The sequence below is a fragment of the Sodalis sp. RH19 genome (assembly GCF_047324215.1).
Classification (GTDB): Bacteria; Pseudomonadota; Gammaproteobacteria; order Enterobacterales; family Enterobacteriaceae; genus Acerihabitans.
On record NZ_CP178734.1, the window covers coordinates 3222220 to 3249211 of the forward strand.

23 protein-coding genes are annotated in these 26992 nt (G+C 60.8%); 5 read left to right on the forward strand and 18 right to left on the reverse strand.

The window, feature by feature from the left end:
• Positions 1–69: 69 nt before the first annotated feature.
• The 6 genes from pgpA to nrdR form a co-directional block, all read right to left on the reverse strand.
• The gene (gene pgpA / locus ACL2XF_RS14650; RefSeq protein WP_410016608.1) at positions 70–564 is read right to left on the reverse strand and encodes a phosphatidylglycerophosphatase A; all 495 of its coding nucleotides are present in this window, start codon (positions 562–564) and stop codon (positions 70–72) included.
• Between the two features lie 15 nt (positions 565–579).
• Positions 580–1557: a thiamine-phosphate kinase gene (gene thiL / locus ACL2XF_RS14655; RefSeq protein ID WP_413727074.1), complete on the reverse strand. Its 978-nt coding sequence runs from the start codon at positions 1555–1557 to the stop codon at positions 580–582.
• Positions 1558–1628: 71 nt separating this feature from the next.
• On the reverse strand, positions 1629–2048 hold the full coding sequence (gene nusB, locus ACL2XF_RS14660; protein ID WP_162367690.1) for a transcription antitermination factor NusB: 420 nt from the start codon (positions 2046–2048) through the stop codon (positions 1629–1631).
• Positions 2049–2063: 15 nt separating this feature from the next.
• A complete protein-coding gene (gene ribE / locus ACL2XF_RS14665; protein WP_410016209.1) occupies positions 2064–2534 on the reverse strand; it encodes a 6,7-dimethyl-8-ribityllumazine synthase in 471 nt (156 codons plus the stop codon).
• 84 nt (positions 2535–2618) lie between these two features.
• Positions 2619–3752, reverse strand: a complete 1134-nt coding sequence (gene ribD / locus ACL2XF_RS14670; protein WP_410016210.1) for a bifunctional diaminohydroxyphosphoribosylaminopyrimidine deaminase/5-amino-6-(5-phosphoribosylamino)uracil reductase RibD — start codon at positions 3750–3752, stop codon at positions 2619–2621.
• Positions 3753–3762: 10 nt separating this feature from the next.
• A complete protein-coding gene (gene nrdR, locus ACL2XF_RS14675; protein ID WP_410016211.1) occupies positions 3763–4212 on the reverse strand; it encodes a transcriptional regulator NrdR in 450 nt (149 codons plus the stop codon).
• Between the two features lie 176 nt (positions 4213–4388).
• Here nrdR and ACL2XF_RS14680 point away from each other — a divergent pair, with 176 nt between their 5' ends.
• A complete protein-coding gene (locus ACL2XF_RS14680; protein ID WP_410016212.1) occupies positions 4389–4979 on the forward strand; it encodes a DUF3251 domain-containing protein in 591 nt (196 codons plus the stop codon).
• A gap of 79 nt (positions 4980–5058) precedes the next feature.
• Here ACL2XF_RS14680 and secF read toward each other — a convergent pair whose 3' ends face one another.
• The 5 genes from secF to queA form a co-directional block, all read right to left on the reverse strand.
• Complete coding sequence (gene secF / locus ACL2XF_RS14685; RefSeq protein WP_410016213.1) at positions 5059–6027, reverse strand: protein translocase subunit SecF; 969 nt, start codon at positions 6025–6027, stop codon at positions 5059–5061.
• Between the two features lie 9 nt (positions 6028–6036).
• On the reverse strand, positions 6037–7884 hold the full coding sequence (gene secD, locus ACL2XF_RS14690) for a protein translocase subunit SecD (RefSeq protein WP_410016214.1): 1848 nt from the start codon (positions 7882–7884) through the stop codon (positions 6037–6039).
• A gap of 27 nt (positions 7885–7911) precedes the next feature.
• Complete coding sequence (gene yajC / locus ACL2XF_RS14695; protein ID WP_162367683.1) at positions 7912–8244, reverse strand: preprotein translocase subunit YajC; 333 nt, start codon at positions 8242–8244, stop codon at positions 7912–7914.
• Entirely contained in the window at positions 8245–9393 is a 1149-nt protein-coding gene (gene tgt / locus ACL2XF_RS14700; RefSeq protein ID WP_410016215.1) for a tRNA guanosine(34) transglycosylase Tgt, read from the reverse strand.
• Between the two features lie 97 nt (positions 9394–9490).
• A complete protein-coding gene (gene queA / locus ACL2XF_RS14705) occupies positions 9491–10564 on the reverse strand; it encodes a tRNA preQ1(34) S-adenosylmethionine ribosyltransferase-isomerase QueA (RefSeq protein ID WP_410016216.1) in 1074 nt (357 codons plus the stop codon).
• 104 nt (positions 10565–10668) lie between these two features.
• Between queA and ACL2XF_RS14710 the strand changes: the two genes are divergently transcribed.
• Together ACL2XF_RS14710 and ACL2XF_RS14715 are read left to right on the forward strand one after the other, a co-directional pair.
• A complete protein-coding gene (locus tag ACL2XF_RS14710; RefSeq protein ID WP_410016217.1) occupies positions 10669–11256 on the forward strand; it encodes an ACP phosphodiesterase in 588 nt (195 codons plus the stop codon).
• Between the two features lie 213 nt (positions 11257–11469).
• Entirely contained in the window at positions 11470–12072 is a 603-nt protein-coding gene (locus ACL2XF_RS14715; RefSeq protein WP_331122721.1) for a peroxiredoxin C, read from the forward strand.
• Between the two features lie 1117 nt (positions 12073–13189).
• Here ACL2XF_RS14715 and proY read toward each other — a convergent pair.
• The 6 genes from proY to phoB form a co-directional block, all read right to left on the reverse strand.
• Complete coding sequence (gene proY / locus ACL2XF_RS14720; RefSeq protein ID WP_410016218.1) at positions 13190–14569, reverse strand: proline-specific permease ProY; 1380 nt, start codon at positions 14567–14569, stop codon at positions 13190–13192.
• 71 nt (positions 14570–14640) lie between these two features.
• Complete coding sequence (gene brnQ / locus ACL2XF_RS14725; RefSeq protein ID WP_410016219.1) at positions 14641–15960, reverse strand: branched-chain amino acid transport system II carrier protein; 1320 nt, start codon at positions 15958–15960, stop codon at positions 14641–14643.
• A 431-nt stretch (positions 15961–16391) separates the two neighbouring features.
• The gene (locus tag ACL2XF_RS14730) at positions 16392–17495 is read right to left on the reverse strand and encodes a cobalamin-independent methionine synthase II family protein (RefSeq protein WP_413727075.1); all 1104 of its coding nucleotides are present in this window, start codon (positions 17493–17495) and stop codon (positions 16392–16394) included.
• Between the two features lie 250 nt (positions 17496–17745).
• Positions 17746–18684 carry a PstS family phosphate ABC transporter substrate-binding protein gene (locus tag ACL2XF_RS14735; RefSeq protein WP_413722244.1) on the reverse strand — a complete coding sequence of 313 codons (939 nt, stop codon included), beginning with the start codon at positions 18682–18684 and terminating at the stop codon, positions 17746–17748.
• A complete protein-coding gene (gene phoR / locus ACL2XF_RS14740; protein ID WP_410016222.1) occupies positions 18681–20018 on the reverse strand; it encodes a phosphate regulon sensor histidine kinase PhoR in 1338 nt (445 codons plus the stop codon). Before phoR ends, ACL2XF_RS14735 begins: the two co-directional genes overlap by 4 nt.
• A 24-nt stretch (positions 20019–20042) precedes the next feature.
• On the reverse strand, positions 20043–20732 hold the full coding sequence (gene phoB / locus ACL2XF_RS14745) for a phosphate response regulator transcription factor PhoB (protein ID WP_162367673.1): 690 nt from the start codon (positions 20730–20732) through the stop codon (positions 20043–20045).
• A 211-nt stretch (positions 20733–20943) separates the two neighbouring features.
• On the opposite strand from phoB, the gene sbcD reads away from it, so the two are divergent.
• A complete protein-coding gene (gene sbcD / locus ACL2XF_RS14750; RefSeq protein ID WP_410016223.1) occupies positions 20944–22257 on the forward strand; it encodes an exonuclease subunit SbcD in 1314 nt (437 codons plus the stop codon).
• A complete protein-coding gene (locus ACL2XF_RS14755; protein WP_410016224.1) occupies positions 22254–25928 on the forward strand; it encodes an AAA family ATPase in 3675 nt (1224 codons plus the stop codon). The genes sbcD and ACL2XF_RS14755 overlap by 4 nt, the downstream gene beginning before the upstream one ends.
• Here the strand turns inward: ACL2XF_RS14755 and ACL2XF_RS14760 are convergent.
• The gene (locus tag ACL2XF_RS14760) at positions 25888–26970 is read right to left on the reverse strand and encodes an SDR family oxidoreductase (protein WP_413727076.1); all 1083 of its coding nucleotides are present in this window, start codon (positions 26968–26970) and stop codon (positions 25888–25890) included. The genes ACL2XF_RS14755 and ACL2XF_RS14760 overlap by 41 nt on opposite strands.
• Positions 26971–26992: the final 22 nt, after the last annotated feature.

Here is a 26992-nt window from a genome sequence, read left to right on the forward strand (position 1 = left end):
TTCGCCGCCCCATGCCGGTAGCCTCCACCGGCGTATCGGGTTCAGGCCGGCGCCAGGCGTACCGATACATCAGGTCAGGAACAGCGGCCAGTAATGGCCCACGGCGAAAATTATGCCGGCGCCGATAATACCGGCCACGATGTCATCAATCATGATCCCCATGCCGCCATGCACCTCCCGATCGAACCAGCGGATCGGCCAGGGTTTCCAGATGTCCAGCACGCGAAACAGCACAAAGGCCGCCGCTACCCAACGCCAGTCGTTGACCGGCAAGGCCATCAGCGTAATCCACATGCCGACGAATTCATCCCAGACCAGGCAGCCGTGATCGTGCACGCGCATATCCCTGGCGGTCTGGTGACAGGCATAAACGCCCAGGCAGATGCTTAACATGACCACCAGGGAGTAGAGCTGCCAGGGAAGCTGGATTATCAGGCACCATAAGGGGATTGCCGCCAGGGAGCCGGCGGTGCCGGGCATCCAGGGAAACAATCCGCTGCCGAATCCGGTGGCCAGCAGGTGCCAGGGATTGCGCAGCCTTACCCGCCCTTTGGCAAGGGCCATTTCCATGGTCATGGCTTACTCCTGATTAAAATGGTCAAAACCTTGCCAATCGAAAGTGACCGGCTGATTATCGCGCAATAATTGCAGGCCTTCGCTACGCGGCCCAATCTGGCCGATGCAGGTAAAATCGGCGCCGGTATGGCCTAAGGCGACATCGAGCGCGCCGCGGTTTATTTCGGGCACGGTAAAGCAGAGTTCGTAATCTTCGCCGCCGCCCAGGGCCCAGCGCAACGCCTGCTCCGGCGTGGCGTGGCGTCGCAGGGCGGTGGAATAAGGCAGATCGTCCAAATGGATGCGCGCGCCGCATTCGCTCCTGTCGAGGATATGCCGCAGGTCGGAGACGACGCCGTCGGAGATATCGATCGCCGAACTGGCCAGATCGCGCAGCGCCTGCCCTTGCAGGATGCGCGGCTGGGGACGCAGGTGGCGCCTCAGCAGGTATTGACGGTCCCGCGGCGAATCGACATCAAGCCGGTTTTGCAGGATAGCCAGGCCGGCGGCGCTGTCGCCCAGGGTGCCGGTGACGTAGATCCAATCGCCGATGCGCGCACCCGAACGGGTGATGGCGCGCCCCGCGGGGATCAGCCCATGGATGGTCAGCGTCAGGCTGAGCGGACCGCGCGTGGTATCGCCGCCGATCAGCTGCATGCCGTAATAATCCAGCTGTTCATACAGGCTGTCGCTATAGGCGGCCAGCCAGGATTCATCAACGTCGGGCAAGGTGAGGGCGAGCGACAGCCAGGCGGGATCGGCGCCCATGGCGGCCAGGTCGCTGAGATTTACCGCCAGGGATTTATAACCTAGGTCGGCGGGAGAGATATCCGGCAAAAAGTGAATACCCGCCACCAGGGTATCGGTGCTGACCGCAATCAGTCGTTTTTCATCAACCGACAGCAGTGCACAATCATCGCCGATGCCCAGTACCACATCGCGCCGAACGCTTCTTACGCGATTGAAATAGCGGGCAATAAGGTCAAATTCGCCACAGGCCATAACCTATCCAAATAGTGTTGTCTATGTTATTGCGGAAAAGGGCCGCGGCCGGAGAACCGGCCGGAAAAACGTTACTTCCTGTTGGGACGGATATGCGGGGCCGCTTTGTCCAGCACGCCGTTGACAAACTTATGGCTTTCTTCCGCGCCGAAGGTCTTGGCCAGCTCAATCGCCTCATTGATGGCCACTTTATACGGCACGTCCAGGCGCTTGCTTAATTCATACAGCGCCAGGCGCAAAATGGCGCGCTCCACATGGCCCAACTCGTCAAGCTGACGTGAAAGGTAGGGTGCCATAAGCTGATCCAGCTCCGCTGCATGCGTCGCCGTACCGGTATACAGCTCGCGAAAATAAGCGATATCCACATCCTTGACATCCTGCTCCGCGAGGAACTGGACTTCAATATCCGCGATATCGTTATGAGATAACTGCCATGAGTAAAGCGCCTGAACGACACATTCACGGGCACGGCGACGAGCAGCAGGTTTCACGAATTTCCCCTTTACTTACGCTTTGATAGCTTTCAGTACGTTAATCATTTCCAGTGCGGTCAACGCTGCTTCCGCACCTTTGTTGCCGGCTTTGGTGCCGGCCCGTTCTATTGCCTGTTCAATGCTTTCCGTCGTCAGCACGCCGAAGGCCACGGGCAGCCCACTGCTGATGGCGACGTCCGATAAACCGGAGCTGCATTCGCCCGCGACATATTCAAAATGCGCGGTGCCGCCACGAATTACCGTGCCAAGCGCCACCACGGCGTCAAATTTTTTACTATTGGCCAATGCGCGGGTTGCCAGCGGCAGCTCGTAGGCGCCCGGTACCCAGACTACGGTGATATTGTCGTCTTTCACCTGGCCGATACGCTTGAGGGCATCAATAGCGCCTTCCAGCAGGCTGTCATTGATGAAGTGGTTAAAGCGCGCAATCGCAATCGCTATGCGGGCATCCGGAGTGGCGACAACACCTTCAATAACGTTCATGGCTTTCCTTCAATTGACAAATGGCGGTAATTGCCCACAAGGGGGCGGATTCTAACATATTCTTTTGCCCGCTGCTCGGGCCAATTACTGCTCGTGGCGCGGTTTAAGCCGCAGGCGGATATCCGGCCCGACCTGGCACAGGTCGGTAAAGTCAAACGCCGGCGCCTGCGCCAATGTCTCCAGTCCCGGCAGGTCGCATAACCCGCGCGCGCCGGCGCCGAGCAGCCTGGGCGCCAGGTAGACGATCAGTTCATCCACCACCCCGGCGTCAAGCAAGGCGCCGGCAAGCGAAGCGCCGGCCTCGACCCACAGGCTGTTTACCTGGCGCCGGGCCAGCAACATCAGCAGCGCCACGATATCGATATGCGCCGTTCCGCCCGGCGCGCCTGCGGCGGCGGGCACCGTCAGCTGTTCGACGTCCTGTGGCCATGGCTGCGAATCGGGCCGCAGACGGGCGAGCACGGTCTGTCCGGCCTGGGCCACCAGACGATGCCGGGGCGTAACCCGATTCCGGCTATCGATAACCACCCGTAACGGCTGGCGCAGCGATGCCTGGGGATACATCTCGCGAATGCTCGGCGGCAGTGAGTCCCAACGCACCGTGAGGGCGGGATCGTCGGCCAATACCGTGGCGGCGCTGGATAAAATGGCGCCGGCCTGGGCGCGGAAAACCTGCACATCCCGGCGGGCCTGGGGCGAGGTTATCCACTGGCTTTCACCCGAGGCCATGGCGGTACGGCCGTCAAGGGAGGCGGCAAGCTTGAGCTGCACATAGGGAAAACCGGTGCGCATGCGTTTGAGAAACCCCGGATTCAGCGCCTCGGCATCATTCATCATCAGACCGTGCTCAACCGATACGCCGGCCTGGCGCAGGAGATACATGCCGCGCCCGGCAACCTGGGGATTGGGATCCTGCATCGCCACCACCACCCGCGCCACCCCGGCCGCCACCAGCGCGTCGGCGCAAGGCGGAGTGCGGCCGTGGTGGCTGCAGGGCTCAAGGGTAACGTAGGCGGTGGCGCCGCGCGCCGCGCCGCCCGCCATGCGCAGGGCATGGACTTCGGCATGGGGCTCGCCGGCGCGCAGATGGTAGCCCTCGCCGACAATATGGCCGTCGCGCGCAATGACGCAGCCGACGTTGGGATTGGGCGCGGTGGTAAAGCGGCCGCGCCGCGCCAGCTCCAGCGCGCGCGCCATGTAGAGTTCATCAAGCGGCATAGCGTGGTCCTTAATCCTGGAGGCGGGCGATTTCTTCGCCAAATTCGCGTACATCCTCAAAACTGCGGTATACCGAGGCAAAACGGATATACGCCACTTTGTCGAGTTTTTTCAGGGCGTCCATCACCAGGTTGCCGACCATTTTACTCGGGACTTCCCGTTCCCCGGTCGCGCGCAGCTGGGATTTGATATGGTTGATGGCCATTTCGACGTCGTCGGAATTTACCGGCCTCTTTTCCAACGCTTTCAGGAATCCGCCGCGCAGCTTGTCTTCATTAAAGGGCTCGCGGATCTCATTACTCTTGATAACCCGGGGCAGGACCAGCTCCGCCACCTCAAAGGTGGTAAAGCGCTCATTGCAGACCAGGCACTGGCGCCGGCGCCGGACCTGGGAGCCTTCACCCACCAGGCGGGAATCAATGACCTTGGTATCGACTGCGGAACAAAAGGGACAATGCATAAGGCGTCCTGCGCGGCTGAAACGGATAAGGTAGTTTAGCGCGAACCGCGCCGACAACAAAGAGGGCCGCCGCCGGTAACCGCGGGATTCGGTATCCCCGCCCGCTAACATTTCATGACTTTCCGCGTGTTCCGGGCTAAGCTGTATTTAACTGACAGAAAAAGGAAACTGTTGCTATGACAATCAGTTATCGTTCGCTTTACGCCACCCTCGCCCTGCTGTCCCTTGCGGGTTGCGCGCAACAACCGAACCCTAAAATCCCCGAATTGAAAAAGGAAATCGGCCAGCTTAACCAGCGCCTGCAATACCTCAACGATCAGGCCTCGGCGCTGATGCAGCAAAACGCGCTCAATGAGCAGTCCACCAGCGGCGTTTATCTCTATCCGGCGGCGCAGGCCGCGGCGCAGGTGGACAGCGCTATCGGCAGGCTGCAGGTCAGCCTGGGCGCGGTGGAAACCGAGGCCAACGGGTCGCGGGCGCTGCTGAGCATCCGCACCGCGGACGGCTCGGCGCTGCCCCCGTTCCATGCGGTGGTCGATTGGGGCCAGGTGGATCCCGCCTCCGGCAAGCCGCTGACCGCCGATACGCTTAGCCAGCCGATCGTGGTGCCGGCTTCCCTGCTGCCGAAACCGGAAGCCACGCTTGAGCTGCGGCTCAGCGGCCTGACGCCGGAACAGGTGGGCTTTGTCCGCCTGCGCGATATCATCCGCAACGCCCCCGAGACACCGCCCGCCCCCGATGCGGTAAAACCACTGTCGCGGCAGTAGCCGCGCCCGCCCGCCGGTAAACGGCCATAAAAAAACCCCGCTGCTGCGGGGTTCCTGAATGTCATGCCGGCAGCGCCTTTTATGGCAGCAGCGAAGGCTGATCGGCGCCCTCTTTCTCGACTTTCTGCTGCATCATGTGTTCGCGCTTCATTCCCAGCTTCAGCGCCAGGGCGGAAGCCACATAGATGGAGGAAACCGTACCGATGGAAACGCCGATAAGCATGGTCAGCGAGAAGCCTTCCAATATCGGACCGCCAAAGATAAACAGCATCAGCACCACCATCAGCGTGGTGGCCGACGTCATGATGGTCCGGCTTAAGGTCTGGGTCAGGGACACGTTGATGATTTCATAAGAACTGCCGCGGCGGATCTTGCGGAAGTTTTCACGAATACGATCCGAGACCACGATGCTGTCGTTAAGCGAATAACCGATGACCGACATCAGCGAGGCGATAATGGTCAGGTCGATTTCCACGTGGAACAGCGACAGCACCCCCATGGTGATCACCACGTCATGGGCCAGCGCCAGCACCGCCCCCAGCGCCAGGCGCCATTCGAAGCGGATGCCGACGTAAATCAGGATGGAGATCAGCGCCACCAGCAGCGCCATGCCGCCGGCCTGCGCCAGATCGTTGCCCACGCTCGGCCCGACGAATTCGATGCGTTTGACCACGGCGTTCTGCTCGAAGGTCTGGTTGATCACGCCGAGCACTTTATTGCCCAGTTCCTGACCCGCGCCATCCTGCACCGGCGGCATGCGCACCATCACATCGCGGCTGCTGCCGAAGTTTTGGATCAGCGGCTCCTTGAAACCGGCTTTCTCCAGCGCGTCGCGCATGGCGTCCAGATCGACGGTTTTCTCCAGGTTCAGTTCAATCACCGTACCGCCGGTGAAATCCAGGCCCCAGTTAAACCCCCTGACCGACATGATGGCGATCGAGATGACCAGCAGCGTAATCGAGATACTGAACGCCACATAATCCCAGCGCATAAAGTCATAGACTCTACGGCCGTAATTCAAATCTTCAACACTATGTTGCTGAGCCACAGTCCACTCCTAAATTGACAGCTTGTTGATGCGTTTACCGCCGTAAAGCAGGTTAACGATGGCACGCGTGCCGACAATCGCCGTAAACATCGAGGTGGCAACCCCAATCGCTGTGGTAATGGCAAAGCCCTTGATAGAGCCGGTGCCGACCGCATACAGGATAATGGCGGTAATCAGCGTGGTGACGTTGGCGTCAACGATGCTGGAGAATGCGCCGCGATAGCCTTCATGGATTGCCTGCTGGACCGATCGTCCGTTTTTCAGCTCTTCCTTGATGCGCTCGTTGATCAGCACGTTGGCATCCACCGCCACCGCAAGCGTCAGCACGATCCCGGCGATACCCGGCATGGTCAGCGTCGCCCCCGGCAGCAGGGACATAATGCCCACGATCATCACCAGGTTGGCAACCAGCGCGGTGGTGGCAATCAAGCCGAATTTACGATACCACACCACCATAAAGACAATGGACGCCACCAGTCCCCACAGGCAGGCTTGCAGCCCCTGGGTAATATTCTGCATGCCGAGGGTCGGACCGATGGTACGCTCCTCGACAATCTGGATCGGCGCAATCAAAGCCCCGGCGCGCAGCAGCAGCGACAGCTGGCGTGCTTCATTCGGATTGTCGATGCCGGTAATGCGGAAGCTGTTGCCCAGGCGCGACTGGATGGTCGCGACGTTGATAACCTCTTCCTGTTTCACCAGGATCGAGCGGCCGTTGGCGTCTTTTTTACCACTGTCCTTATATTCCACGAACAGCGTCGCCATCGGCTTGCCGATATTGTCCTTGGTGAAGTTGGACATATTGGTGCCGCCGGTGCTGTCCAGCGAGATATTGACCTGCGGGCGGTTATATTCATCGGCGCTGGAGGTGGAGTCGGTAATATGATCGCCGGTGAGGATAACGCGTTTGTAGAGGACTACCGGCTGGCCGTCACGGGTGGATTTCACTTCGGAATCCCCCGGTACCCGGCCGCTGGCGGCCGCGGTGCGGTCTACCGTGCTATTGACCAGGCGGAACTCCAGGGTGGCGGTGGCGCCGAGGATTTCCTTGGCGCGCGCGGTGTCCTGGATGCCCGGCAGTTCAACCACGATACGGTCGGCGCCCTGGCGCTGCACCAGCGGTTCGGCCACGCCGAGCTGGTTGACGCGGTTACGCAGGATGGTGATGTTCTGCTGTACCGCGTATTCCCGCGCCTCGCGCAGGCGGGTATCCGCCATGACGGCGCGCAGGCCGGTGTCGCCGACGCTGCTGAACACCAGATCGCGATGGCGCGGGGTCAGGTAGGAAACCGCCTGGTCGCGGGCCGCTGCGTCGCGAAAGCCCACTTCGGTGCCATTGTTGTCGGTTTTACGCACGGTGGCGTAGGGGATCCCTTTTTCACGCAAATCGGTGCGCAGGGTATCCATGGTCTGCTCCTGGAGTTTGCCCAGGGCAGTATCCATATCCACTTCCATCAGGAAATGGACGCCGCCACGCAGATCCAGGCCCAGTTTCATCGGTTCGGCGCCCAGCACCGATAACCACGGCGGGGTGGCCGGGGCCAGGTTAAGCGCAACGATATAATTTTCGCCAAGCGCGTTTAACAACGCCTCGCGGGCGCGCAACTGCACGTCCGGATTGCTGAAGCGCGCCAGGATGGCGCCATTTTCCAACGCAATAGACTTGCTGGTGATATTTTGTTCTTTTAACACATTCTGGATCTGGACCAGCGTCGTCTCACTGGCGGCGGCACCGCGCGCGCCAGTGATTTGTACGGCCGGATCCTCACCATATAGGTTTGGAAGCGCATACAGCAGCCCGACGACCAGCGCCAGGATCAGCATGATGTACTTCCATAAAGGATAACGGTTTAACACGGCAGTTCCCTTCGGGAAAATCGTTAATTACAGCGCTTTCATCGTACCTTTCGGCAGAACGGCGGCCACGAAATCACGTTTGATGACCACTTCGTTGGTATCGTTGAGCGCGATGGCGATATAGCCCGTATCCGCGACTTTGGTCACGCGTCCGACCAGGCCGCCGGTGGTCAGCACTTCATCACCCTTGCCGATGGAATCCATCAGCTTTTTATGATCTTTGGCGCGTTTTTGCTGCGGACGCAGGATCATAAAATAGAAAATCAAACCAAACACCACCAGCATGATCACCAGAGAGTAAGGACTTCCCTGGGACGGGCCGGTGGCTGCGCCGGCGGCGTCAGAACTGAAAAAGCTCATTTAAATTCCCTCATTGTTATATAACTCAACGGCTAACGGCGGAACGGGTAACCCCCTCCGACCATAAAATTCTTCCACGAAACGCCCTAATTTACTCTCATCGATGGCCTGGCGTAAACCTGCCATCAGACGCTGATAATACCGCAGGTTGTGGATGGTGTTCAGACGGGCACCCAGTATTTCGTTGCAACGGTCGAGATGATGCAAGTACGCGCGGCTATAATTGCGACAGGTGTAGCAATCACAATGCTCATCCAGGACCGATGTATCGCTTTTATGGCTGGCGTTGCGGATCTTCACCACGCCGCCGGTGACGAATAAGTGGCCGTTGCGCGCGTTGCGGGTAGGCATGACGCAATCGAACATGTCGATACCGCGCCGCACCCCTTCCACCAGATCCTCCGGTTTGCCCACGCCCATCAGGTAACGCGGTTTATCCGCCGGGAGCTGCGGGCAGACGTGCTCCAGGATGCGATGCATGTCCGCTTTCGGCTCGCCCACAGCCAGGCCGCCCACAGCGTAACCATCAAAGCCTATCTCTACCAGTCTTTTTACCGATACATCTCGTAAATCTTCGTAAATACCGCCCTGGATTATGCCGAACAGCGCATTTTTGTTTTGCAGTTGATCAAAACGCTCGCGCGAGCGGGCCGCCCAGCGCAGCGACATTTCCATCGATTTTTTCGCGTAGTCGTGCTCGGCCGGGAAAGGCGTGCATTCATCGAAGATCATGACGATATCGGAGCCGAGATCGTATTGGATCTCCATCGATTTTTCCGGACTCAGGAAAATCGCGTCGCCGTTAATCGGATTGCGAAAATGCACGCCCTCTTCGGTGATCTTGCGGATATCCCCCAGGCTGAAGACCTGGAAGCCGCCGGAATCGGTTAGGATCGGGCCGTGCCACTGCATAAAATCATGCAGGTCGCCGTGCAGTTTCATAATTTCCTGCCCCGGCCGCAGCCAGAGATGAAAGGTATTGCCCAGCAGGATCTGCGCGCCGGTTTCGGCCACTTCCTCAGGCGTCATGCCTTTTACCGTGCCGTAGGTGCCCACGGGCATGAACGCCGGGGTTTCCACCGTGCCGCGCTCGAATGTCAGGCGCCCGCGGCGCGCCAGGCCGTCAGTGTTGATTAATTGATACTTCACTCGTCCTCCGGCACCGGATAAACAGTCCGATGCGGTCATTGCCGGCACCCTATTGTCCCGACAAAAAAAAGCCCGGCGGATAGCCCCGCCCGGCCGGTTATGCTTCCCCGATGCTTTCCTGCGCCGCCCGGGGATTGGCGGTGATGAACATGGCGTCGCCATAGCTGAAGAAACGGTAGCGTTCGTTAACCGCCGCCTGGTAAGCCGCCATAGTATGCCGGTAACCGGCGAAAGCGGATACCAACATAATCAGGGTTGACTCAGGTAAATGAAAATTGGTTACCAGCACGTCGATAACGCGAAAGCGGTAACCGGGGTAAATAAAGATATCGGTGTCGCCGAAAAATGGCGCCAGGGGTCCATCGCCGGCGGCCCTGGCGGCGCTTTCCAGCGATCGCACCGAGGTGGTGCCCACCGCCACCACCCGGTTGCCGCGCGCTTTGCAGGCCAGTACCGCGTCCACCACCTGCTGCGGCACTTCGGCGTATTCAGTGTGCATGACGTGTTCTTCAAGCTGGGCGACGCGCACCGGCTGGAAGGTGCCGGCACCGATATGGAGCGTGACAAATGCCATTTCGACGCCTTTGCCGCGCAGCGCGTCCAGCAGGGGCGCATCGAAATGCAGGCCGGCGGTGGGCGCCGCCACCGCGCCGGGACGTGCGCTGTAGACCGTCTGGTACAGCTCGCGATCGGCGGCTTCGTCCGGGCGGTCGATGTAGGGCGGCAGGGGGATATGCCCGGCATCGTTCAACAGCGTCAAGACGTCCCGTTCTTCGTTGAAACGCAGCTCGAACAGGGTATCGTGGCGGGCCACCATGGTGGCGCTGATGCTCTCATCGTCGCCCAGCAGCAGCGCGCTTCCGGGCTTGGGCGCCTTGGAGGCGCGCACATGGGCCAGTACGCGGTGTTCGTCCAGCACCCGTTCCACCAGCACTTCGATCTTGCCGCCGCTGGCCTTGCGGCCGAACAGCCGCGCCGGAATCACCCGCGTATTGTTGAATACCAGCAAATCGCCGGGGCGCAACTTATCCAGCAGATCGGTAAATACGCCATGGCTTATCCCGCCCGTCGGTCCGTCGAGGGAGAGCAGGCGGCAGGCGCTGCGCTCCGGCTGGGGATAATGGGCAATCAGGTTTTCAGGAAGATCAAATGAGAAATCGGCCACTCGCATTTCGGTTCACTTTACGCAAAAAACAGGCGGCTTAGTCTAGGGCTATGCGGCGGCGCCTGCAAGAAATAAGCGGATGCCAACCTTTTTTAACCTATACTCATGGCATGAATTTTCTTGCCCATCTTCATCTCGCCTCCCTGGCGCAAAGCTCATTACTGGGCAACCTGATGGCGGACTTTGTCCGCGGCAATCCCGACGGCCAGTTTCCGGAGCCTGTGGCGGCTGGCATTCGTATGCATCGCAGGATTGATGTCATTACCGATAGCCATCCCGAAGTGAAGGCCGCCAAGGCGTTGTTCAGCCCCGATTACCGGCGGGTGGCGCCGATTGCGCTGGATGTGGTGTGGGATCATTTCCTGGCGCGTCATTGGCGGCGGGTCGAGCCTGAAGTGTCGCTGCGGCGTTTCGTGCAGCGGGTTGAAGGCGAAATAAAGCCCGCCCTGCCGGGGACGCCGGAGTCCTTTCAAGCGCTGAATGACTATTTGTGGCGCGAGCGCTGGCTGGAGCGTTATGCCGAGCTGGGTTTTCTGGCGCCGGTCTTTAACGGTATGGCCAGCCGCCGCCCCAGGCTTGTGGCGCTAAGCGGCATCTTTCCGGAAATCGAACTGCATTACACGGCGCTGGAAGCCTGCTTCTGGCGTTTATATCCGGATTTAATGCAAATGGCGGGCCGGGGAGCCGGGAGTTTGTAAGTTTCGTTTGCGCTTCATCGTTAGCGATTTTGCCCTTTCACCGGAAGGGGTTATTTTGTATTATAAATGTTGAATTATAAGCGCTTCAATTGGTCAAAGCTATCTCACCGATTGGCGCCATGGCCTTTTACACCCGGGCGCGAGACCTTATACTGGCCCTCGTTTTGTTTCTTTTGTTAGCAACTCACTTAACCGCTTTTTACAGGAGTACTCATGGTACTGGTAACCCGTCAAGCCCCAGACTTTACCGCCGCAGCTGTATTGGGCAGCGGTGAAATCGTTGAAAATTTCAATCTGAAAAGCCATATCAAAGGCAAACCCGCCGTTATCTTCTTTTGGCCGATGGATTTTACGTTCGTGTGTCCGTCCGAGCTGATCGCTTTTGACAAGCGTTATGCTGAATTCCAGAAACGCGGCGTGGAAATCATCGGCGTGTCCTTTGACTCCGAGTTCGTTCATAACGCCTGGCGTAAAACCCCGGTGAACGAAGGCGGCATCGGCGAAGTGCAGTATCCGATGGTGGCCGACGTTAAGCATGAAATCATCCGGGCCTATGGTATCGAACATCCGGAAGCCGGCGTTGCGTTGCGCGGTTCGTTCCTGATCGATAAAGAGGGCGTGGTGCGTCATCAGGTGGTCAACGATTTGCCGCTTGGCCGTAACATTGATGAAATGATGCGTATGGTTGACGCGTTGCAGTTCCATGAGGAACATGGTGAAGTGTGCCCGGCCCAATGGGAAAAAGGCCAGGAAGGGATGGGCGCGTCACCGGAAGGCGTGGCGAAGTATCTGTCGGAAAATGCCAGCCGTTTGTAATAGTCTGTTGATTTTGCCCGCTTAAAGCGCGCGCGATAAATACCGTCGGATAACCGGCGGTTTTTTTATGCCTGAATACAATTGATGTATCGGCACGCTCTGCTTTGGGTTCGGTGTTGGCGGGCATACCGCGCCATGGGGCGCTCGGTCGGGCGGGAACACCACGCCCGATTCGACCCCATTGGCACGGTCTCCCTTAACACGTCTGCGTTGAGCGCGGTGTTGGCGGGCATACCGCGCCATGGGGCGCTCGGTCGGGCGGGAACACCACGCCCGATTCGACCCCATTGGCACGGTCTCCCTTGAACACGTCTGCGTTGAGCTCGGTGTTGGCGGGCATACCATGCCATGGGGTGCTCGGTCGGGCGGGAATACCACGCCCGATTCGACCCCATTGGCACGGTCTCCCTTAACACGTCTGCTTTGAGCGCGGTGTTGGCGGGCATACCGTGCCATGGGGCGCTCGGTCGGGCGGGAACACCACGCCCGATTCGACCCCATTGGCACGGTCTCCCTTGAACACGTCTGCGTTGAGCTCGGTGTTGGCGGGCATACCATGCCATGGGGCGCTCGGTCGGGCGGGAATACCACGCCCGATTCGACCCCATTGGCACGGTCTCCCTTGAACACGTCTGCGTTGAGCGCGGTGTTGGCGGGCATACCATGCCATGGGGCGCTCGGTCGGGCGGGAATACCACGCCCGATTCGACCCCATTGGCACGGTCTCCCTTAACACGTCTGCTTTGAGCGCGGTGTTGGCGGGCATACCGTGCCATGGGGCGCTCGGTCGGGCGGGAACACCACGCCCGATTCGACCCCATTGGCACGCTCTCCCTTGAACACGACTGCTTTAAGCTCGGTGTTGGCGGGCATACCGTGCCATGGGGCGCTCGGTCGGGCGGGAACACCACGCCCGATTCGACCCCATCGGCACGGTCTCCCTTGAACACGCCTGCTTTAAGCTCGGTGTTGGCGGGCATACCGTGCCATGGGGCGCTCGTTCGGGCGGGCATACCGTGCCATGGGGCGCTCGGTCGGGCGGGAACACCACGCCCGATTCGACCCCATTGGCACGGTCTCCCTTAACACGTCTGCGTTGAGATCGGTGTGGGCGGGCCTAGCGGGCGGTTGCCAGGCGGCGGTTTTTATGGCGTTGCATCAGGGCGTAGCTGGCAAGCAGCAGCACAATCCAAATCCCGCCGACATATAACGAAATACGCGTCACCGGGAAATAGCCGATCAAGCCGATGATAAACAGCAGGAACAATACACCCGCCGCCGAGGTCAGCGCGCCGCCCGGCAGGGGGAATGCCAGCGCCTTGGCCTGCTGTGCGCCGAGTCTGCGCCGAAAGCCGATTTGCGAGCACAGGATCATGATCCACACCCAGACGGTGGCAAAGGTGGCCAGCGACGCGATCACCAGGAAAATATTTTCCGGCATGATGTAATTCAGGTAAACCGCCAGCAGCAGCGCGAACATCATCACCAGCACCGTGACCCAGGGGATGCCGTTACGCGATACGCGGGCGAACATCTTGGGCGCGTGTCCCTGGCCGGCCATGCCGTGCAGCATGCGCCCGACGCCGAATACGTCGCTGTTAATGGCCGACAGCGAGGCGGTCAGCACCACAAAATTCAGAATGCCGGCGGCGGTATGGATCCCCAGCTTCTGGAAAGTGAGCACAAAGGGGCTGCCTTCGGTGCCCACCTGATCCCAGGGATAGATGGACATGATGACGAACAGCGTGCCGACATAAAAGACCAGGATGCGCCAGGGCACGGAGTTGATTGCCTTCGGGATCGATTTTTCCGGTTCATTGGCTTCGCCCGCCGTGATGCCGATAATTTCAATGCCGCCATAAGCGAACATCACCATTTGCAGCGACAGGATCATGCCCATTATCCCATGGCTGAAAAAACCGCCGTTGGACCAGAGATTGTGGATACCGGTGGGCTGTCCGCCGTTGCCCAGCCCCCAGATAATGATGGCGAACCCGGCCACGATCATCAGGATGATGGTGGCCACCTTGAAGAACGAGAACCAGAATTCCATTTCGCCGAAGGCCTTGACATTGAGCAGGTTGATGGCGCCGATTATCAGTACCACGCTCAGCACCCAGACCCAGTGCGGCACCGACGGAAACCAGACGCCCATATAGATGCCGAAGGCGGTGACGTCGGCGATGGCGACGATGAGGATTTCAAAGCAGTAGGTCCAGCCGGTAATATAGCCGGCAAGCCCGCCAAGGTTATCCTGGGCGTAACGGGAGAAGGACCCGGCATGGGGACTGTGTACCGACATTTCGCCAAGTGCGCGCATGATGATATACGCCACCACGCCGCCAATCATATACGCCAGCAGCACGCTGGGGCCGGCCATTTTAATGGCGTCGGCGGAGCCGTAAAACAGCCCGGTGCCGATGGCGGAACCTAAGGCCATAAATCGGATATGGCGGGTGGTAAGACCCCGTTTTAATGCGGAGGGTTGTTGTTGCATGACCCATTTACCCTGTTTTTTCAGTCAAAAATAGCCGCGGGACGACCCGCGGTGAATAATGCGCGCAAAGGTTATAACCGGATGGTGGCCTTATGATGCGCGGCGTATTTATCATAGAACGCGACCAGGATACCGATGGTAAGCGTGGGCGGCAACCAGGCCAGGCCTTGGGCCGACAGCGGCAGGTGCTGTATCCACGCGGGCAGCCAGACCTGGAATGACGAGAGCTTGACGGCATCGACGCAGCCGAAGACCAGGCTTATCAGCATCGCCGGCGCGATAATCCGGGTGCTGCTGCGCCACCAGCGCAGCGTGAAGCTGAGCAGGATAAGCACGATGCACGGCGGATAAATCGCGGTCAGCACCGGAATGGAGAATTGGATCAGATGGCTCAGCCCAAGGTTGGACACCAGCATGGAAAACAGACCGAGTATAAACACCAGCGTGCGGTAGGAGAGCGGCAGATGTTCGCTGAAAAACTCGGCGCAGGCGCAGGTCAGCCCCACCGCCGTCACCATGCAGGCGACGAAAATCAGGATGGCGAGAAAGCCGCTGCCCGCATTGCCAAAGGTATACTGGACGTAGGCGTGCAGGATTTCGGCGCCGTTTTGCGCCGACGGCAGCAGCACGCTGCTGCCCGAACCCAGTTTAAACAGCGTGATATAGACCGCCGTCAGCCCGACGCCGGCTATCAGCCCGGCCAGTATGGTGTAGCGGGTCAGCAGCGCGGCGTCGTTCACGCCGCGCGAGCGGGCCGCATTGACAATCACGATGCCGAATACCATGGCGCCCAGGGTATCCATGGTCAGGTAGCCGTTGACAAAACCGTTGGAGAACGGCATATGGGCATAAGCGTCGGTCGCCGGAATGGGATTGCCCGCCGGCCACAGCAGCGCGGCGATGCCCAGGACCGCCAGGGCAATCATTTTCAGCGGCGCCAGGATGTGCCCGACCGTATCCAATAAGCGGCCGGGATAGAGCGAGATGGCGATGACCAGCGCAAAATAGACCAGGCTGTAAAGAAACAGCGGCAGATCCCCCTGGCCGGTAAACGGCGCCAGCCCCACGGCGAAGGATACCGTCGCGGTGCGCGGCGTGGCGAACAGCGGCCCCACCGCCAGATAACATACCACGGCCAGCAGCAGTCCCGCTTTTCTGCCGATGGGGGAACTGAGGGCGTCAATGCCGCCCCCCACCCGGGCCAGGGCAATCACCGTCAGTACCGGCAGCCCAACCGCGCTAATCAGGAACCCCGCCGCGGCCCACCAGACATAAGGGCCCGACTGCAATCCCACCATCGGCGGGAAAATGATATTGCCCGCGCCGACAAACAAGGCGAAGGTCATAAAACCCAGGGCGAGGATATCTCTGATGCTTAAACGCTGGCTCATGGAATAATGTAATGCCTGTCTGGATGCGAAAAATAAGTAAAACCTATGACGACTCATGCCGGTTATGACATCACCAACAGCAGCGGGATATCTCGCGGGCCATGGCGTAATGGCCTGTTTGCCGGGACCGGAGCGCTAAAAGGGTGCAAAACGGCGTGAAGCATGCAATAACCGGCGCAATTTAAACGTTTAAAGCGCGGTAAGGCAATAGTTGAAGATAAAAGCAGAATGATAAGCCAAAAAAATACCCTAAAAGCAGTGAATACTTTCATAGCCTGGGTAATTTCTGCTACAAGATAGTTGAAGGGACGCGCTTTTAACTATAACAGAAAGGCATGGATACCGGTGGCACCCCCGGGCCGCCCCTTAACCCGCGGCGACCATGCCCGCCCGCGGTATTTTGCCGCGGGCGGGATAGCCGGGCGCTGGCGTTACCAGGCGCGGCCCGCAACATCCAGCACTAGCCGCAGTTTGTCCCATTGCTGGGCTTCGGTCAGGCTATTGCCTTCTTCCGTCGAGGCGAAGCCGCACTGCGGGCTCAGGCACAGCTGGTCCAGGCTGATATAACGGGTGGCCTCGCGCAAGCGCGCCAGCACCGCCTCAGGATCTTCCAATTCACCGGTTTTGGAGGTGATAAGGCCCAGCACCGCCTGCTGGCGGCCGGGTTTGATAAACCGCAGCGGTTCAAAACCGCCGGCGCGCTCGGTGTCATATTCCAGGAAAAAGGCGTCGACCTTGACCTCGCCGAACAGGATAGGCGCCACCGGCTCATAACCGCCCTCGGAAATCCAGGTGGAGCGGAAATTGCCGCGGCAAACATGCAGGCTAACCACCAGATCGTCCGGTTTGCCCGCCAGCGCTTGATTGAGCACATCCGCATAAATGCGCGCCAATTGCCGCGGATCCTCGCCGCGCTCGCGGATCTGGCGCTGCTGGTCCGTCGAGCACAGATAAGCCCACACGGTATCGTCAAGCTGCAGGTAACGGCAGCCGGCATCGTAAAAGGCGCGGATAGCGTCATGCCAGGCCTGGGCAAGATCGGCGAAATACGCCGCCAGATCAGGGTAGACGCCGGCGTCGATGGCACCGCGCCCGCCGCGAAAATGCATCACGCTCGGGCTGGGTATGGTCATTTTAGCCACCGCATCGCCGGCCACGCTGCGCAGATAGCGGAAATCCGCCAGCATCGGATGCTGGCGGAACGCCACCTTGCCGGTGACCTTAATGCTGCGCGCCTTGGTCTGCACCCCGGAAAACTGGATACCCTGGTCGACGTCGTAGCCTTCCACCCCGTCCAGCCCCTCAAAAAAATCGAAATGCCACCAGGCGCGGCGAAACTCGCCGTCGGTGACCACCTGCAGCCCCAGACCGCGCTGCAGTTCCACCACCCGGCGGATCTCGGTATCCTCGACGGCACGCAGCTGCGCGGGAGTAATGGCCCCTTGCTGCAACTGCTTGCGGGCCTGCTTAATCGCCTCGGGGCGTAATAAGCTGCCCACCACATCAGCGCGAAAGGGAGGCGTATTTCTTTGCATGTTTGAACTCCGGCGTTATTTTGCCGGCCTGGACAAGGCCCGCAAGATAATAAGATTTAGTGAATAGTTCAGGATGTAAACATTCCCGGTGGGCAATAGTTTCCGTCGGTGACATATAGACATCCGGACGTCTATAATGCCCGCATCCATACTAGCACGCGGCGGCGCATCGCCATGGCGAAGAAAATTCACCCGTGTTGAACATTATTCATGATCACCCGCGGGCGACGGCCCACCCTGCCGACACACCTCATTGCAGCCCGATATCCCGGCGCGCCTGTAGCCTTATGGGTTCAGGCAAGGGCTGGTAGCCGCCCTGGCGGGCGAGGCTTTGGCCCTGGGGCGACAAAATACGGTCCATAAAGGCGGCGGTGACCGGCGCCAATGGGGTATCAGGGGGCTTATTCAGATAAATATAGAGATAGCGCACCAGCGGATAGTCGCCGTTAAGCAAGGCCGACTCGTCCGGCGTCACCTGGCGGCCGGCCTCGTCGGTTAACGGCAGGATCCGCACGCCGGCGGTATGAAACCCCATGCCGGCGTAACCAATGGCGTTGCGCGACGCGCTTACCGCCTGCGCCACCGAAGCCGACCCGGGCAGTTCATTGACCGATGCCAGCAGGTCACCGCCGCACAGCACGCGCTGGCGGAAAAAGCCATAGGTACCGGAGGCGGAATTGCGGCCATAGCGCAGCAGGGCCATATCGGCCCACCGCCCGGTTAGGCCGAGCTCCCCCCAGCGGGTGACGGCAGGGGCGTCGCCGCAGCTGCGGGTGATGGAAAAAATGGCGTCCAACTGGCGCAGGCGCAACCTGGGCAGGGGGTTATCCTGGTTGACTATAATCACCAGCGCATCCAAGGCCACCGGCACCGCCAGGGGCGGGTAGCCGTAATGGCGCTGGAACGCGGCGATTTCAGTCGCGTTCATCATGCGGCTCATCGGCCCGATTTGCGCCGTTCCCGCGGCCAGCGCCGTCGCCGCCGTCGCCGATCCGCCCGCCTGGATCTGCACGCCGACATCCGGATAGTCATGCCTGAAATCCGCCGCCCACAGGGCCATCATATTCGCCAGCGTATCGGAACCGCTGCTGGTGAGGCTACCCGACAGCACCGACAGCGGCCGCGCCGCCGCCGGCAGGGTCAACAGCAGGCAGAGCAGCCAGCCCAGGGTTTTTACTGCTTTTATCATCGGGATTTGACACGTGAAGGAGAAGTGGGGTTATTTTCGGCCAGGACGGGGAGGACAATCAACCGGTTGGGCAAGGTAAAAAAGAAGCGGGTACCCGCGCCCGGCTCGCTGATAACATCAAGATGGGCGTCATGATTGCCGAGCGCGTGCTTAACGATGGCAAGCCCAAGGCCGCTGCCGCCGGTCTGGCGCGAACGGGCTTTGTCAACCCGGTAAAAACGCTCGGTCAGGCGCGGTAAATGCTCTGGGGCGATGCCCGGCCCGTTATCGCTGACCTGAAACTGCGCGCCCTCAGCGGTACGCTGCCAGCACACCTCGATGCGGGTGCCCGGCGGCGTATGGATGACCGCATTGTATATCAGGTTCGACATCGCGCTGCGCAGCTGATCCTCATTGCCGCGCACCAGCAACTGTTCATTAACCCGGAACACGATCTCATGCCGTTCCTGGCTGAGCGCCCCGGCGCTTTGCTGCAGGCGCTTGAGAATGGCCGGAATATCGACGCGTTCATTGACCTCGCCCTGGGGCGCGGCCTCGATACGGGATAACACCAGCAACTGCTTGACCAGGCGCTCCATGCGCTGCGTCTGATCCTGCATAGTGTGGATGGCCTTGGCGCGCATGGCTTCATCCATATCCTGGTCGTTCATCATTTCCAGATATCCCTGCAACACCGTCAGCGGCGTACGCAGTTCATGGCTGGCATTGGCGAAAAAGTTGCGCCTGGCGCCTTCCAGCTGGCGCATCTGGGTCACGTCGCGGGCCACCATTAACAGCTGGTCGTCGGTATAGGGCATCACGCGGAATTCAACGTAACGTTGCTTATTGAGCAGCAGGGTCAAGGGGCGCTCGAACGACTGGCCCTGGATATAGCTGTTGAATTCGGGATAGCGCAGCAGGTTAAGGATATGCTGGCCGTTGTCTTCCGGCCAGCGAAACCCGAGCAGCTGCTGCGCCAGGCCGTTGCACCAGAAAATATGGCCGTCGTCGGTCAACATCACCAGCGCATCAGGCAAGGTTTCCGCGCCGCTGCGAAAGCGTTTGAACAATGTCGCCAGTTCACGCCGCCGCCGCCGGTGGCGCAACTGCATCTGATGCAGGCCATAGAACAGCGGTTCCCAGCTTCCCCGCCCTTCCGGCGGCGTATGCCGGAGATCGACCCATAACCAGCGGGACAGCCGCAGTTGGTAATAATAGTTGCGCACCAGCGCGGCCAGCAGCGCCGCCACCAACAGCCAGGCCAGGTGGCCGACAAAAAGCGACAACAGCAGGGCCGGCAGGCAAAACAGCCCCAGTTCCAGCAAAATCTTACGCCAGGATAAACGTTCCAGCACCGGCAGAGCTCCCCTTATACCGCGCTAATAGCGCGCGGAAAAACGATAGCCGGTGCCGCGGACCGTCTGCACCATCCGATCGTGACCGCCGGTTTCCAGCGCTTTGCGCAGGCGGCGAATATGCACATCAACCGTCCGGTCCTCAACATACACATTAGTGCCCCAGACATGATTTAACAACTGTTCCCGGCTATATACCCGCTCGGGATGGGTCATGAAAAAGTGCAGCAGTTTAAATTCGGTCGGTCCCATCTCCAGGGCCAGTTCGTTGGAGGTTACCCGGTGCGACGACGGATCCAGGCTTAAGCCCTGCAGCTCAATCTTATCTTCCACCGCCATCGGCGAAATACGGCGCATCACCGCCTTGATCCTGGCCAGCAGCTCCTTGGGCGAGAACGGTTTGGTGATATAATCATCGGCGCCCACTTCCAGCCCCCGCACCCGGTCTTCCTCCTCGCCGCGCGCGGTCAGCATCATGACCGGAATATCGCGGGTCAATACCTCGCGTTTCATATGTTTGATAAATTGAATTCCCGAACCGCCTGGCAACATCCAGTCGAGCAATACCAGATCCGGATAAGGCTCCGCCATACGGCTGACCGCCGTGCCGTAGTCTTCGGCTTCGATGGGCTGGAAGCCATTCTGTTCAAGTACGAAGCACACCATTTCACGAATCGGCGCTTCGTCTTCCACGACTAATATGCGTTTTGCCATTTTTTCCTGCCATTAATCTCTGCGGTTAACGTGCCCGGGCATTATGCGTCACTTTTATGACAGATTTATTAAAATCAGCCCATCGTGCCAGAAGCATAGCGGATGGCGGTTTTTTTTCGTCCCGGGTTGCCAAATTAACAGCTTTACGTCGGCATCGCCCGGGGTAAGGTTTATACTCTCGCCCTGACTTTTACACTCTGGCTGGAGCGTCATGCGGATCATTCACACTTCTGACTGGCATCTGGGTCAGTCGTTTTTCACCAAAAACCGCGCCCGGGAGCACCGCGCCTTCCTGCAATGGCTGGTGGCGCAGGTGGCAGAACGGGATATCGACGCGGTGATCGTGGCCGGCGATATCTTTGATACCGGCACCCCGCCCAGCTATGCCCGCGAACTGTTCAACCGTTTCGTGGTGGCGTTGCAGCCGACCGGTTGCCAGCTGATCATACTGGCGGGCAATCATGACGCGGTGGCGACATTGAACGAATCCCGGGCGCTGCTGGCCTGCATGCATACCCGGGTTATCGCCGGCGGCGGGTTCGGCGCCCGGGACGATGACGACAACGCCGACGGCGACCGCGAAGACAGCGGCGGGCAACCGGTTTTTGTACTTAACGATCGTAGTGGAAAGCCGGGGGCGATACTGTGCGCCATCCCCTTTTTACGCCCGCGGGATGTGCTGACCAGCCGCGCCGGAGAATCGGGGGATGATAAACAGCGGGCGCTGATGGACGCCATCGCCGCACATTACCAGGCGCTATATGACCGGGCGCTGGCCCTGCGCGCCAAGTTGCCCGGCCGGTTGCCGATTATCGCCACCGGACACCTGACCACGGTGGGCGCCGCCACCACCGATTCGGTACGCGATATTTATATCGGCAGCCTGGACGCGTTTCCCGCCCAGCTGTTTCCGCCGGCGGATTATATCGCCCTCGGCCATATCCACCGCCCGCAGTGCGTGGGCGGACAGCAGCATATCCGCTATTGCGGTTCGCCCATCGCCTTGAGTTTTGATGAAACCGGGCAGCCCAAGCAGATCAATATAGTCAGTTTCGACGCCGGGGGCGTGGCGGACATTTCCCCGGTTTTGATCCCGGAGACCCAGGCCCTGCGCCTGATAAAAGGCGACCTGGCGGACATCGAGGCGCAGTTGCGCTCGTTTAGCGATTACCCGGGGCCCTCGCCCGTCTGGCTGGATATCGAGGTGGTGACAGACGCCTGGCTGAATGATATCCAGCAGCGTATCCAGCAGTTGGCGGCCGATTTGCCGGTGGAAATCGTGCTGTTGCGCCGTAACCGCGAGCAGCGGCTGTCGGCACTGGCGCGCCGGCAACGGGAAACGCTGGTCGAACTGAGCGCCGGGGACGTGTTTGAGCGGCGCCTGGCGCTGATCCCCTCCCCCGCGCCGGAGAACCTGGACGCCATACGCTTGCTCTATCGCCAGGTAACGGCGGACATACAGCAAGGCGCCGCGGCGGAAAACCCGCCGGCGCCGGATGCCGCAACCAAAGGAGACGCCCGGTGAAAATCCTGACGCTGCGGCTGAAAAACATCAATGCGCTCAGGGGCGAGTGGAAAATTGATTTTACCGCCGACCCCTTCGACCGCGCCAGCCTGTTTGCCATTACCGGTCCCACCGGCGCCGGCAAGACCACTATTCTTGACGCCATCTGCCTGGCGCTGTATCACCGCACGCCCCGCCTGGACGCCTTGCCCGGCCAGGAATTGATGACCCGGCTTACCGCCGAATCGCTGGCGGAAGTCGAGTTTTCGGTCAAGGGCGTGGGCTATCGCGCCTTCTGGAGCCAGCGCCGGGCGAAAAACAGCCCGCAGGGCAAACTGCAAAACGCCAGGGTTGAACTGGCGCGTTTGGCCGACGGCGCCATCCTGGCGGATAAAATCAGCGATAAGCTGCGCCTGACCACCGAACTGACCGGCCTGGATTTCGCGCGTTTTACCAAATCGGTGCTGCTGGCGCAGGGGGATTTCGCCGCATTTTTAAACGCCGATGCGAAAAATCGCGCCGAACTGCTGGAGGAACTGACCGGCACCGATATCTACGGCCGCATTTCCGCTGAAATTTTCGAACGCCATAAAACGGTGCGCGGGGAACTGGAGGCACTGCGTACGCGCGCCGCCGCCATCGAACTATTGAGCGAACCCCAACTGCGGGAACTTGACGCCGAGCTGGATAGCCTGCGCCTGGAGCAGGCCCGGCTGAACGCCGAACAATCGCAGTCGCAACGGCATCACGCCTGGCTGGAGCGGCAGCGCCAGTTGACCGGCGCCCTGGCGCAGGCACAGGCCCAGCGCCAGGCCGCGCAGGCGGCGGCGCAGGAAGCACAGGCGCCGCTGGCGCGACTGGCGCGCGGCGAACCGGCGGAATCCCTGCGCCCCCTGCTCGACGATCGGCAACGCAGCGCCGTGGACCTGGAACGGGCTGAGCAGGAGCTCGCCCGCGCCTGCGCGGTGGAGCTGCAAAGCCAGCAGGCGCTGCAACCGCTGCGCGAGCAGGCGGATGCCGCCCGCTCGCGCTGGGAGCAGCACGCCCGGCATCAGTTGGCGCAACAGCAGTTGATAAACGACCATCTCGTGCCGCTGGACCAGAAAATCGCCGGGCTGGAACAACAGGCCGCGCAACAGGAGGAACAGCGGTTAGCCCAAACGGAACAGCAGCGGAAACGACAGGCGCTGCAGGCGCTGAAACAACAACAACATCAGGAGGCCGGGCAACAGGCGCAGCTTGTCGCCCGCTATCTGCTTGAGCATGCCGTCTGCCGGCAATGGGGCGGGCAGCTCCCCCTCTGGCGCGAGCTGTTTGCCCGCCGCCGGCGCGAACAGCGCGACATCGACGAACTGGCCCGGCAAGACGCGCAAATCATGCGGGAACTTGAACAACTCGATATTGCGCGCCAGAAGGAACTCAGCGCGTCGCAGGCCTGCCGGCAGCGGGTAATGACCTTCACGGCGCAGCTGGCGGAACGTCAGGGCCTGCACGATGAGCAGGAATCCCGGTTCCCGTTGGCCGCGCTGCGCGCCGACTGGCAGCACAGCCAGCAGCAGCGCGGCCGGCGCGCCCTGATGTCGTCCCTGCTGCCGCAAATGGAGCGTGTAAGCCGCGATCTGGCGGCCAACCGCACGCGGGAAGATCAACTGCGGCGCGACTGCGACGTTATTACCGCCGCGCTGGCGGCGCTGCGGCGCGCCGAGGCGGATAAGTCCGCCCTGCTGGACGAGATGACCGCGCGCCATCGCCTGGAAATGCATATCGTCTCGCTCGGAGAACTGCGCGGAGCGTTGCGACCGGGGGATCCCTGCCCCCTATGCGGCGCCACCGAGCATCCCGGCATCGCCCTATACCAGGACCTGCAGCCGCAACACACCGATCGGCGGCGGCAGGAACTGCTGCCGGAGGTGGAGCGGCTTAAGGCCGAAGTGGTGGCGGCGTTTACCCGTCTCGAGATGCTGCAGCAGGAGCAGCGCCAGGCGACGGCGCAACAGGTACGCCTGCAAGAGGAACTGGCGTTGCTGGACGACGCCTGGCGACAGGCCGCCGCCGGGCTGGATCTGGCGCCCGGCGAACACGCCGCCGCCTGGCTGGCTGAGCAGGACGCGCATGAGCAGGCATTGGCCCGGCAGTTGGAGGCGCGTGAACAGGACAACCAGGGGCTGCAGGCGGCCCGCGACGCCCTTGCCCAGGCCGATGGCGAATGGCAACGGCTCGACGCCCGTCTGGCGCTGAATGCCCAGGAGAAGGATGCGGTGACCCAACGTCTGCGGCAAACGCAGCAGCGCCGTCAGGAACAACAGCAACGGATGGACGAACTGGCGGCGCAAAGCAGCGAGGCTCTCGCCCAACTGGGACTGACCCTGCCGGCGGAATCCGCGGTTGACGCCTGGCTGGCCGAACGCCAGGAGGAGTGGCGGCAGTGGCAGTACCAGCAAGAGCGGGAACAGACGCTGAAAAACGACCTTATCGCGCTGGAAGGCGAACTGCGCGGCCACCGGGAAGCCCTGGCCGAACTGGCGCAACAGTTGGCCGACCTCGCGCAGCGGCAGCAGACAACCGGCAACGCGCTGCGCCTGGCGCGTGAAGAACGCCGCAAACTGGCCGGCGATGACAGCGTGGCGCAGCTCAACGCCCAACTGAGCGCACGGGCCGGGGAAGTGGAGCGGGACCGGCGGCAGTCCGAACTGAGTGTACAGCAGGCGCAGGAAAAGCTGCATCTGCTGGCCGGTGAAATCCGCTCGCAGCGGCGGCGGCTTGAGGAACTGACACAACAAGCGCAGCAGGCGGCGACGGCGCTGCGGCAGGCGCTGGCAAACAGCCCGTACGCCGGGCTGGCCGAGCTGCAGGCGGCCCTGTTGCCCGGGCAGGAGCGGGATCGGCTGCGTGAGCTGCGCGAGAAAATCAAGGAAGAGCGGCAGCGCGCGGAGGTGATGTGGCAGCAGGCGGAGCTGGCGCTGCGGCAACACCATGACGATCGTCCCGCCACCCTGGACGAGGCTGCCGACTCTGCCGCCGTGGAGCGAACGTTGGCCGATATTAAGGCATTATTATGGGAGCTGGCGCGGCGGCAAGGCCAGCTACAGCAGCAACTGGCAAGCCACCGCCAGCGCCAGCGCGATCAGCAGAGCCTGATGGCGGAAATCAGCGCGGGCGAAGGCCGCTACGCTGACTGGAGCTATCTCAACGAGCTGATTGGCTCCAAAGAGGGCGACAAGTTCCGTAAGTTCGCCCAGGGTCTGACGCTTGAGCACCTGATTTATCTGGCGAACCAGCAGTTGTCCCGCCTGCACGGCCGCTATCAGCTGCAGCGCAAAACCGAGGCGGAGCTGGAGCTTGAAGTGGTGGACACCTGGCAGGCGGATGCGGTGCGCGACACCCGCACCCTTTCCGGCGGCGAAAGCTTTCTGGTGAGCCTGGCGCTGGCGCTGGCCCTGTCGGACCTGGTCAGCCACAAAACCCAGATTGATTCGCTGTTTCTCGACGAGGGCTTCGGCACGCTGGACGCCCAAACGCTGGATATTGCCCTGGACGCGCTCGATTCGCTTAACGCCACCGGCAAGATGATAGGCGTCATCAGCCATGTGGATGCCATGAAGGAACGCATCCCGGTGCAAATCAAAGTGAAAAAGATCAACGGCCTGGGCATCAGCAGGCTGGAGGCGCGTTATGCGGTGCGCCCGGAATAACGCGGCGCCGGCGGAATTCATCGAACAAGGCGTAGAACATCGCTTCGGTGTCGACAAAATCATGAAAACCGAAGCGGCGCGCCTTACTGCCGTCGGCAAACATATCGTAATCCCAGGAGAACACGAAATCGGCGAACGGCCAGCCCGACACCGCCTGATAATCCGGTGCGGATAAACGGTGCCGGCGGGTTAATTCCCGCCAGAGTTCCGTTTTATCCGCCATGACTTCCTTTAGCGGCATGGGCAATGGCGGCGCCAGATCCAATTCAAAATAGCCGGCAATTTTCGGCCACAGCTCACTCCAGCGGAACAGATCGCCGTTATTGATGTTAAACGCCTGGTTGCCCGCCCGGGGCTCGGTGGCGGCCCAGAGCGTGGCCCTCGCCAGCAGCCCCGCATCGGTCATTTCCATCAGCGCGTGGTAAGCGCCCGGTTTGCCGGGAAAACGCAGCGGCAACCCCAGCGCCTTGCAGATGGAGGCATAGACGGCAATGCTCATGGCCAGGTTCATCGGATTGCCCAGGGAAAAACCGCCCACCACCCCCGGCCGGATGGCGGACCAGGTCCAGCGTTTATTGCGCTGGCGTTGCTCCAGCCAGGTTTGTTGCGCCACGTTGAATTCCGGCGGCATATGTCCCGCATCGGTTTCCCGCGCCGGTGTCTTAAACGGCCCCAGGTGCGCGCCATAGACTTTATAGCCCTGCATCAGGCTGACATGCTCCAGTTTCCCGGCAACCGGCTCGATTGCCTCAACGACGTTTTTCAGCATCATCATATTGGGAACAACCAGTCCCGCCCAGTCGGACGCATCCTGGTAGGCGGCGTAGAAAATATGGGTAATGCCGGTCAGCGGGCGCAGCGCCCGGCCTGTCGCCTGCGCGTCCAGCAAATCCACCGCCAGGTAGCTGACGCCGGGCCGGTCGCGGCCGCCGCGGCGCGACAGGCCGATAACCTGCCACCGCCGGGATTCCAGTTCCGCGACGAGCCGGCCGCCGATAACGCCGTTGGCGCCCACCACCAGGGCAATCCGATTATTTTGCATGTGTTTTCTCCGCTGAAAAAAG

What these genes read in the sequence shown, in the direction of transcription:
- pgpA (WP_410016608.1), bottom strand. Translation starts at nt 564, where the DNA reads ATGGCCCTTGCCAAAGGGCGGGTAAGGCTGCGCAATCCCTGGCACCTG.
- thiL (WP_413727074.1), bottom strand. Translation starts at nt 1,557, where the DNA reads ATGGCCTGTGGCGAATTTGACCTTATTGCCCGCTATTTCAATCGCGTA.
- ribE (WP_410016209.1), bottom strand. Translation starts at nt 2,534, where the DNA reads ATGAACGTTATTGAAGGTGTTGTCGCCACTCCGGATGCCCGCATAGCG.
- ribD (WP_410016210.1), bottom strand. Translation starts at nt 3,752, where the DNA reads ATGCCGCTTGATGAACTCTACATGGCGCGCGCGCTGGAGCTGGCGCGG.
- nrdR (WP_410016211.1), bottom strand. Translation starts at nt 4,212, where the DNA reads ATGCATTGTCCCTTTTGTTCCGCAGTCGATACCAAGGTCATTGATTCC.
- ACL2XF_RS14680 (WP_410016212.1), top strand. Translation starts at nt 4,389, where the DNA reads ATGACAATCAGTTATCGTTCGCTTTACGCCACCCTCGCCCTGCTGTCC.
- yajC (WP_162367683.1), bottom strand. Translation starts at nt 8,244, where the DNA reads ATGAGCTTTTTCAGTTCTGACGCCGCCGGCGCAGCCACCGGCCCGTCC.
- queA (WP_410016216.1), bottom strand. Translation starts at nt 10,564, where the DNA reads ATGCGAGTGGCCGATTTCTCATTTGATCTTCCTGAAAACCTGATTGCC.
- ACL2XF_RS14710 (WP_410016217.1), top strand. Translation starts at nt 10,669, where the DNA reads ATGAATTTTCTTGCCCATCTTCATCTCGCCTCCCTGGCGCAAAGCTCA.
- ACL2XF_RS14715 (WP_331122721.1), top strand. Translation starts at nt 11,470, where the DNA reads ATGGTACTGGTAACCCGTCAAGCCCCAGACTTTACCGCCGCAGCTGTA.
- proY (WP_410016218.1), bottom strand. Translation starts at nt 14,569, where the DNA reads ATGCAACAACAACCCTCCGCATTAAAACGGGGTCTTACCACCCGCCAT.
- brnQ (WP_410016219.1), bottom strand. Translation starts at nt 15,960, where the DNA reads ATGAGCCAGCGTTTAAGCATCAGAGATATCCTCGCCCTGGGTTTTATG.
- ACL2XF_RS14730 (WP_413727075.1), bottom strand. Translation starts at nt 17,495, where the DNA reads ATGCAAAGAAATACGCCTCCCTTTCGCGCTGATGTGGTGGGCAGCTTA.
- ACL2XF_RS14735 (WP_413722244.1), bottom strand. Translation starts at nt 18,684, where the DNA reads ATGATAAAAGCAGTAAAAACCCTGGGCTGGCTGCTCTGCCTGCTGTTG.
- phoB (WP_162367673.1), bottom strand. Translation starts at nt 20,732, where the DNA reads ATGGCAAAACGCATATTAGTCGTGGAAGACGAAGCGCCGATTCGTGAA.
- sbcD (WP_410016223.1), top strand. Translation starts at nt 20,944, where the DNA reads ATGCGGATCATTCACACTTCTGACTGGCATCTGGGTCAGTCGTTTTTC.
- ACL2XF_RS14760 (WP_413727076.1), bottom strand. Translation starts at nt 26,970, where the DNA reads ATGCAAAATAATCGGATTGCCCTGGTGGTGGGCGCCAACGGCGTTATC.